This window comes from Myxococcus vastator (assembly GCF_010894475.1).
Lineage (GTDB): Bacteria > Myxococcota > Myxococcia > Myxococcales > Myxococcaceae > Myxococcus > Myxococcus vastator.
Genome location: NZ_JAAIYB010000425.1, coordinates 1 through 7,279, shown reverse-complemented (window position 1 = coordinate 7,279; position 7,279 = coordinate 1). Strand labels below are relative to the sequence as shown.

Annotated in this window: 6 protein-coding genes; 3 read left to right on the top strand and 3 right to left on the bottom strand. The window is 71.7% G+C overall.

Annotation, left to right across the window (positions count from 1 at the left end; translation table 11 throughout):
- Positions 1-996, top strand: a 996-nt coding sequence (locus G4D87_RS30320; protein WP_163786185.1) for a lysophospholipid acyltransferase family protein, incomplete at its 5' end; no start/stop codon positions are given.
- Here the strand turns inward: G4D87_RS30320 and alr are convergent.
- Complete coding sequence (gene alr, locus G4D87_RS30315) at positions 953-2,185, bottom strand: alanine racemase (protein WP_163786184.1); 1,233 nt, start codon at positions 2,183-2,185, stop codon at positions 953-955. The two genes, G4D87_RS30320 and alr, sit on opposite strands and share 44 nt — an antisense overlap.
- A gap of 149 nt (positions 2,186-2,334) precedes the next feature.
- Here alr and G4D87_RS30310 point away from each other — a divergent pair, with 149 nt between their 5' ends.
- Positions 2,335-3,000, top strand: coding sequence for a metallophosphoesterase (locus G4D87_RS30310; protein ID WP_163786183.1), 666 nt, complete (start codon positions 2,335-2,337; stop codon positions 2,998-3,000).
- 27 nt (positions 3,001-3,027) lie between these two features.
- On the opposite strand, the gene G4D87_RS30305 is transcribed toward G4D87_RS30310, so the two are convergent.
- Both G4D87_RS30305 and G4D87_RS30300 read right to left on the bottom strand, forming a co-directional pair.
- Positions 3,028-4,320, bottom strand: coding sequence for a universal stress protein (locus G4D87_RS30305; RefSeq protein ID WP_163786182.1), 1,293 nt, complete (start codon positions 4,318-4,320; stop codon positions 3,028-3,030).
- 36 nt (positions 4,321-4,356) lie between these two features.
- Positions 4,357-5,373 (bottom strand): 2-hydroxyacid dehydrogenase, encoded by a 1,017-nt coding sequence (locus tag G4D87_RS30300; protein WP_163786181.1) that lies wholly within the window; start codon positions 5,371-5,373, stop codon positions 4,357-4,359.
- 226 nt (positions 5,374-5,599) lie between these two features.
- Here G4D87_RS30300 and G4D87_RS30295 point away from each other — a divergent pair, with 226 nt between their 5' ends.
- Positions 5,600-6,946 carry a nicotinate phosphoribosyltransferase gene (locus tag G4D87_RS30295; protein ID WP_163786180.1) on the top strand — a complete coding sequence of 449 codons (1,347 nt, stop codon included), beginning with the start codon at positions 5,600-5,602 and terminating at the stop codon, positions 6,944-6,946.
- Positions 6,947-7,279 lie beyond the last annotated feature (333 nt).

The following is a 7,279-nucleotide window of genomic DNA, read 5'->3' as shown; positions in this document are numbered from 1 at the left end:
ACGCCGAAGCGACCAGCGGAGCACCTGCTCCGCGTCGTCGGCACGCCCCCCGGACGGGTGGTGGGATTCCTGACGCGCTTCGTCTGGGCCTTCGTGACGTGGCTGTCTCCGGAGTCGCGTGACGCGCTCGCTCGCTTCGTGGGCAACCTCGCGTACAGGCTGGGCATCCGTCGTCGCGTGGCGCTGGAAAACCTGGCCATGGCGATGCCGGAGAAGAGTGACGCGGAGCGGCGCGAGATTGCGCGCGGCGCCTACATCAACATGTCGCGCGTGGTGCTGGAGTCGCTGCCGTCCGGCGACCGGCTGCCGCGGGACTGGGCCGAGCAGGGCGTGGAAGGCGAAGCGGCCTGGCAGGCGCTGAAGGCGCATGTGGCCACGGGCCAGGGCGCGCTGCTGGTGACGGCGCACTTCGGCAACTGGGAGCTGCTGGGGGACATGGTCACCCGCCACGGCATTCCGATTGTCGGCCTGGTGCGCCCGCTGAAGGGCGCGCTCAACACGCGCATCGCGGAGAACCGCGTGCGCATGGGCGCCGGCCTCATCTACCCGCGGGGCGCCATCCAGGAAGTCATCAAGGCCGTGAAGCGCGGCGAGTCGCCCTTCATGTTGCTGGACCAGGCACTGCCAGCGAAGGCGGCCGCCTTCGTGCCCTTCTTCGGCAAGCTGGCCTCCACCACGCCGGCCATGGCGGTGGCGGCGGCGCGCACGAAGGCCCCCGTGTTCGTGGTGATGAGCGTGCGCAACGGCCGGAGCGGCGCGCGCTTCCGCCTGGCGGTCGAAGGCCCCATCCTCCCGCCCGCGCCGGGTGAGTGCGCCGACCCGATGACGGAGCACACCGCGCGCGTCACGGCCGCGCTGGAGCGCTGCATCCGCAAGTACCCGGACCAGTGGATGTGGCTGCACCGCCGCTGGAAGGTGCCGCCTCCGCCTGAGGCCGCCCTGCCCGCCGGGCCTACGCCACCACCACCCGCTTCAGATGCGCCCCCAGCTGGGTGACGACCTCGTAGTGAATCGTCTGGGCCCAGCCGGCCAGTGACTCGGCGGGCACGGACTCCTCTCCGTCGCGGCCCAGCAGCGTGGCCGTCACCGGGCGCTCGTCGGACGTGGCGCGCGTCACGTCCACGATGAGGTGATTCATCATCACCCGTCCCAGCACCGGACACCGGCGGCCCTTCACCAGCACGTGCGCCTTGCCCGACGCGAGGCGCGGGTAGCCGTCGTAGTACCCCACCGGCAGCACCGCGATGCGCGTGGGCTCCGGGCACCGGTACGTGCAGCCGTAGCCCACGTAGCTGCCCGCGGGCAGCCACTTCACCACCTGGCTGCGGCACCGCCACGACAGCACGGGCTTGAGCACCGGCACCTCGCCCAGCACCAGCCGCGCCGACAGCCGCGTCTCCGGCGACGGCCACAGGCCGTAGAGCGAAATCCCCACGCGCAGCGCTTCATAGCGGGCGCGGGGCAGCACCAGCGTCGCGGCGCTCGCGGCGATGTGCCGCTGCAGCGGCTGCGCCGGCGCCAGTTGCTCCGAGAGGAACGCCAGGCCCTTCTCGAAGGCCGCCACCTGCGCCAGCGCGTAGCCCTGCTCCGTCACGTCCTCCGTGTTGGCGAAGTGGCTGAGCGCGCCCACCACCTCCAGCACGTCGCGAGCCTCCGTGAGGAAGCGAGCCTCCGTGGGCAGCCCCTCCAGCGTGAAGCCCTCGCGCCCCAGGCCGGTGTCGATGTGGACGTGGACCCGCAGAGGGCGCTCCAGCTTCGCCGCGCGCAGCACCGCCGCCGCGTCCGCCCAGCCACGGTCCGCCACCACCGCGTCCACGCCCGCGCGCGCCAGCACCACCGCCTCGTCCGGCGCCACCGCGCCCAGGACGAGCACCTGCCGCGGCGCCAGGCCCCGTGCCCGCTCGTACTCCCGCACCTTCAGCGCGTCCTGCGGGGCGATGACATAGAGGACGTCCACCTCGCCGTGGACCACGGGCAGCACCTGCGCGAGCCCGTGCCCATACGCGTTGCCCTTGAGCACCACCCCCAGCGCGCGCGGCGCCGCCCCCTGCCCCTCCAGGCCCCGGAACACGGCGACGTTGTGCCGCAGGGCGGACGCACTCAACTCCAGCCACGAGGAATGGACCGCGTCCCCGGGGCCACTGCCGATTGACTCCACTTTCACCTCCACCACGCGACCAGCCATACCAGCAATGCGCGGGCCATGCGCCAGGCGTGGCCGGTACACCACACCTGCCCAGGCCCCCACATATTCCCGCCGCGCGAGCGTCCTGGAGGCCTGACGCCCGACAGAGGGTTTCCGGATGGATGCAAAGCGCATTAAAGGGAGGGCGGATGCGAACGCTCTTCATTGGAGACGTGCACGGGTGCGCGGAGGAACTGGACGCGCTGCTGGCGCAGTGCGCCTGGCAGCCAGGCGACCGCGTGGTGCTGGTGGGGGACCTGGTGGCGAAGGGCCCGGACTCCGCCGGCGTGGTGCGCCGTGCGCGTGAGCAGGGCTTCCTGGCGGTGCGGGGCAACCATGACGCCCACGTGCTGCGCTGGCACGCGGGCCGGGGGCCGCGCGGCAAGAAGCTGAAGCCCGAGCATCAGCAGGTGCTGGACACCCTGACGCCCGAGGACTGGGCGTGGCTGGAGGCCCAGCCGCTGTACCGCCTCTTCCCCGAGCTGAACGTGGTCGCCGTGCATGGCGGCCTGGTGCCAGGCGTGCCGCTGGAGGCGCAGAAGGAAGACGAGCTGCTCAACCTGCGCAGCATCCTGCCGGATGGGACGCCGTCGAAGCGCGTGGACGCGGGCGCGCCGTGGGCCAGCCTGTGGCAGGGGCCGGAGCTGGTCATCTTCGGCCATGACGCCATGCGGGGCGTCCAGCGGCACCCGTATGCGGTGGGGCTGGACTCCGGCTGCGTGTACGGCGGCAAGCTCTCCGCCTATGTACTGCCAGAGGGCCGCCTCGTGTCCGTCCTGGCGAAGCGCGCCTACGTGGACGTGGACGCCTCCTAGAGAAGCAGGAAGCGTCCACGCGCGTCATCACGTCGCCGGGGGGCGCACCACCAGCACGGGCCGGTCCGTGCGCACCAGCAGGGACTGCGTCACCGAGCCCAGCACGGCGCGCTTCCAGCCCGACCGCCCATGCGTGCCCATGACGATGGCGCTCACGCCCAGCCGCTCGGCCGTCTGCGCCAGCGTGGCCACCACGTCCTTGCCGCCGGGGATGACCTCCAGCCGCACGTTCCTGTCCCGCGCGCCCTTGGGGACGAGCGTCGAGAGCTGCTCGCGCAGCTGGGCCTCCTCTTCGAGTGACGGCTTCGATTCGGTGGCGTGCACCAGGTGCACCGTGCCGCCCGGCGACGTCAGCGCGCAGGCATGCGCCACCGCGCGGTTGCCCGTCTCCGAGAAGTCCGTGGCCACCATCACCTCGCGGTACTCCGGCAGCGGCGTGTCCACCCCCACCGTCATCGCCTGCGAGGGCACGCACACCACGGACATCCGCGCCAGCCGCAGCACGTGGCGCGACACGCTCCACAGCCGCCCCATCGCGCGCCGGTGGTGCGTGCCCACCACCATCAGGTCCACCTGCTCCTGCTCGGCCAGCTCCACCAGGTGGTCGGCGATGCGCCCCACGCCCGCCTCCACGCGGACGCGCACGGGCGCACCAGCGTCCGCCAGCGGAGCCAGGAGCTCCGCGCTCTCCCGCTCCAGCGCCTGCTGCAGCTCGGGCGGGGCCTCGCCGTAGGCCATGGCCTGCCGCAGCCCCAGGCGGCGGGCTTCTTCCTCGGGCCAGTAGACGCGTCCGCCCACCACGTCCACCCGGCCGCCCTTGCGCAGCGTCAGCACCCAGTCCCGCGCGGCTTCGAAGGGCAGGGAGCGGTCCACGCCCAGGAGCACCTTCAGGGGCCGCGCTCCCCGAGCCCACGCCTCCAGCGGCGCCGGGTCCCGCATGACGAGCAGCGGCACCGTCAGCGACTGCGCCATCCGGTCCACCGTGCCGCCCTCGCCCCCGAAGGGGGATTCGTCCACGTCCCGCGACGCCACCACCAGCGAGGCGCGCTGCTCGCGGCAGAACGCCTCCAGCATCACCGCCGGCTCGCCGGTGAGGAGCACGGGCTCCACCTTCGCCCCCAGCTTCTCCAGGCGCTTCGTCTCGTCGCTCAGCACCGCCTCGGCGGAGCCCAGCAGGGCCTGGCCAAAGGCACGCACGGAGTCGGGGTTGAGGACATGGACCAGCCACAGGGACGTGCCGGCCTTGCGAGCCAGCTCCGCGGCCAGCGTGGAGGCGCGCCGCGCGGCGTCGGAGAAGTTGGTGGCGCAGACAATGGACATGGCAGCTCCAGGTTCGAGTGAGGCGTAGAGTGGAAATCAACGCGCGCGGAGCACCTGCTCGGCGCGCACCTCGTTCACCAGGGGCTCGCCACGCTCGAAGGCCTGGATGCTCGCCAGCGTCGTCTCGGCGATGTTGGCGAGCGCCTCGTGGGTGAGGAAGGCCTGATGCGACGTGACGAGCACGTTCGGGAAGGTCAGGAGCCGCGCCAGCACGTCGTCCTGGAGCACCTGCCCGGAGAGGTCCTGGAAGAAGACGCCCTCCTCTTCTTCATACACATCCAGTCCGGCCCCGCCGATGTGACCGGACTTGAGCGCGGCGACCAGCGCCTTGCTGTCGATGAGCGCGCCGCGGCCCGTGTTGATGAGCAGCGCGCCCCGCTTCATCCGCGCCAGCGCCGCCGCGTCCACCAGGTGCCGCGTGCCCGGCGTCAGCGGGACATGCAGCGAGAGGATGTCCGACTCGGCGAAGAGTGTTTCGAGCGGTGCGTAGCGCACGCCCAGCTCGCGCTCGAAGGCCGCGTCCGGCGCCACGTCGTAGCAGAGCACGTTGCAACCAAAGCCCTTGAAGATGCGCGCCGCCACGCGCCCGATGCGGCCCGTGCCCACCACGCCCACCGTCTTGCCAGCGAGGTCGAAGCCCACCAGCCCGTCGAGCGAGAAGTTCCAGTCACGCACGCGCGAGAAGGCGCGCGGGATGTGGCGGTTGAGGGACAACACCAGGGCCACCGCGTGCTCGGCCACCGCGTGGGGGGAGTACTCCGGCACGCGCGTGACGCGCAGGTCCAGCCGCCGCGCCGCTTCGAGGTCCACGTGGTTGTAGCCCGCGGAGCGCGCCGCCACGAGCCGCACCCCGCCCGCGTGCAACACCGCCAGCGTGGCCGCGTCCACCTTGTCGTTGACGAAGGAGCACACGGCGGGAAAGCCCTCCGCCAGGGGCGCCGTCTGGAGCGTCAGCCGCGGCTCGAAGTAGGTGAGCGCATGTCCGAAACGCGCGTTGGCGGCCTCCAGCGCGTCTCGGTCGTATCGGTGTGTGTCGAAGACAGCCACTCGCATGCTTGCTCCCCTGCTCGACCTCAATGCAAGGCCTGCTCCAGGCGGCACCCTATGCTGTCGGCCTTCGACAGCCGCGCAAAATATGCGCAGCCGGGGGCCGAGCGGCAAAAGCTGCGCGCGAGGCGAACGCCTGCCCGCCGGGCAGCGGACGTGCGGGAGCGCGCGGCGAGGCCAGGGCCTAGCTTGAGTCTGAGGCGCCAGTGCCCCTTCGAGCGGAGCCCCCGACATGAACCGGCTGGAAGACGCCGCGCTGCTGACGGACCTCTACCAACTGACGATGACGGAGGCCTACCTCGAAGAGGGAATGTGGGACGAGGCCGTGTTCAGCCTCTTCGCGCGCAGGCTCCCGCACCGGCGCAACTACCTGCTGGCGGCGGGGCTCGACGATGCGCTGAGGTACCTGGAGCAGCTGCGCTTCGGCGCGGAGGCGCTGGACTGGCTGGCGGCTCAAGGCCGCTTCTCGGACCGGCTGCTCGGGTGGCTCGAACGCTTCCGCTTCAGCGGTGACGTGGACGCCGTCCCGGAGGGCACGCCGGTGTTCGCCGAGGAGCCCCTGCTGGAGGTCCGCGCGCCCCTGCCGGAGGCGCAGCTGGTGGAGACGTACCTCCTCAACCAGGTGCACTTCCAGACGACCGTGGCCTCGAAGGCCGCGCGCGTGGTGACGGCCGCCGCGGGACGCCACGTCATGGAGTTTGGCCTGCGGCGCTACCACGGCACGGACGCCGGGCTGAAGGTGGCGCGCGCGGCGTATCTGGCGGGCGTGGACTCCACCTCCAATGTGCTGGCGGGGAAGACGTATGGGATTCCGCTCGCGGGCACCATGGCGCACAGCTACGTGCAGGCGCACGACGACGAGCTGGAGGCGTTCCGCGCCTTCGTGCGCGTCCATCCGGACGCCACGCTGCTGGTGGACACCTACGACACGCTGCGCGGCGTGCAGCACGTCATCCGGCTGGCGCGGGAGCTGGGCGAGGACTTCCAGGTGCGCTCCATCCGACTGGACTCGGGAGATTTGCTCGCGCTGTCGAAGGCGGCGCGGGAGCTGCTCGACGAAGCCGGCCTGGAGCAGGTGCGCGTGTACGCGAGCGGCGGGCTGGACGAAGACGCGGTGGCGAGGCTGGTGGCGCGCGGGGCGCCCATCGACAGCTTCGGCGTGGGCACGGCGATGGGCGTTTCGTCGGACGCGCCCGCGCTGGACATGGCCTACAAGCTGGTGGCGTACGCGGGGCGGCCCCGGGTAAAGCTGTCGTCGGGGAAGCTGCTGCTCCCGGGCGCGAAGCAAATCTACCGGCAAGAGGTGGACGGCGTGGCGCGCGGCGACGTGCTCACGTGCAGGCAGGACGCCGCGCCTGGAAGGCCCTTGCTCCAACCGGTGATGCGCGGAGGACAGCGGCTGCCCGAGGCCTCACCCACGCTGGAGCACATCCGCGACTACGCGCGACGCGAGGTCTCACGGCTGCCGCCAGGGATTCGCGCCCTGTCGCCCACGCGCCAGCCCTACCCGGTGGAGCTGGGGCAGGCGCTGCGGCGGGCTCGCGAGCACGAAGTGGAGCTGTGGTCCGCGGCGACGTGAGCTGCTCGGCGAGTCCTCCGAGCTGGAGCGGCTGACGCTGAAGCACGCACTCCCGCGTTCGAGGCACCTGGGCCTCAAGAACCTGGACCTCAACAAGTGGGCTTCTGGGCTTGAAGTGTCAGCCCACCCGGAAGGAAAGCGACGAGGTCCCGATGACCCCGGTGCGCCGCTCCGGTACTCCTGGGGTGGCTTCCTCCGAGGCCCAACCTTCTGCCATGGTGGAGGGCCGTTTTTTCCGCTGGAGCGCACCATGAGTCGCCGTCTCGGCCCCGCCGTCATCCTTGGCTCGGCGCTGCTTCTGGGCAGCGCCTGCAAGAAGGCAGAGGACCCCGC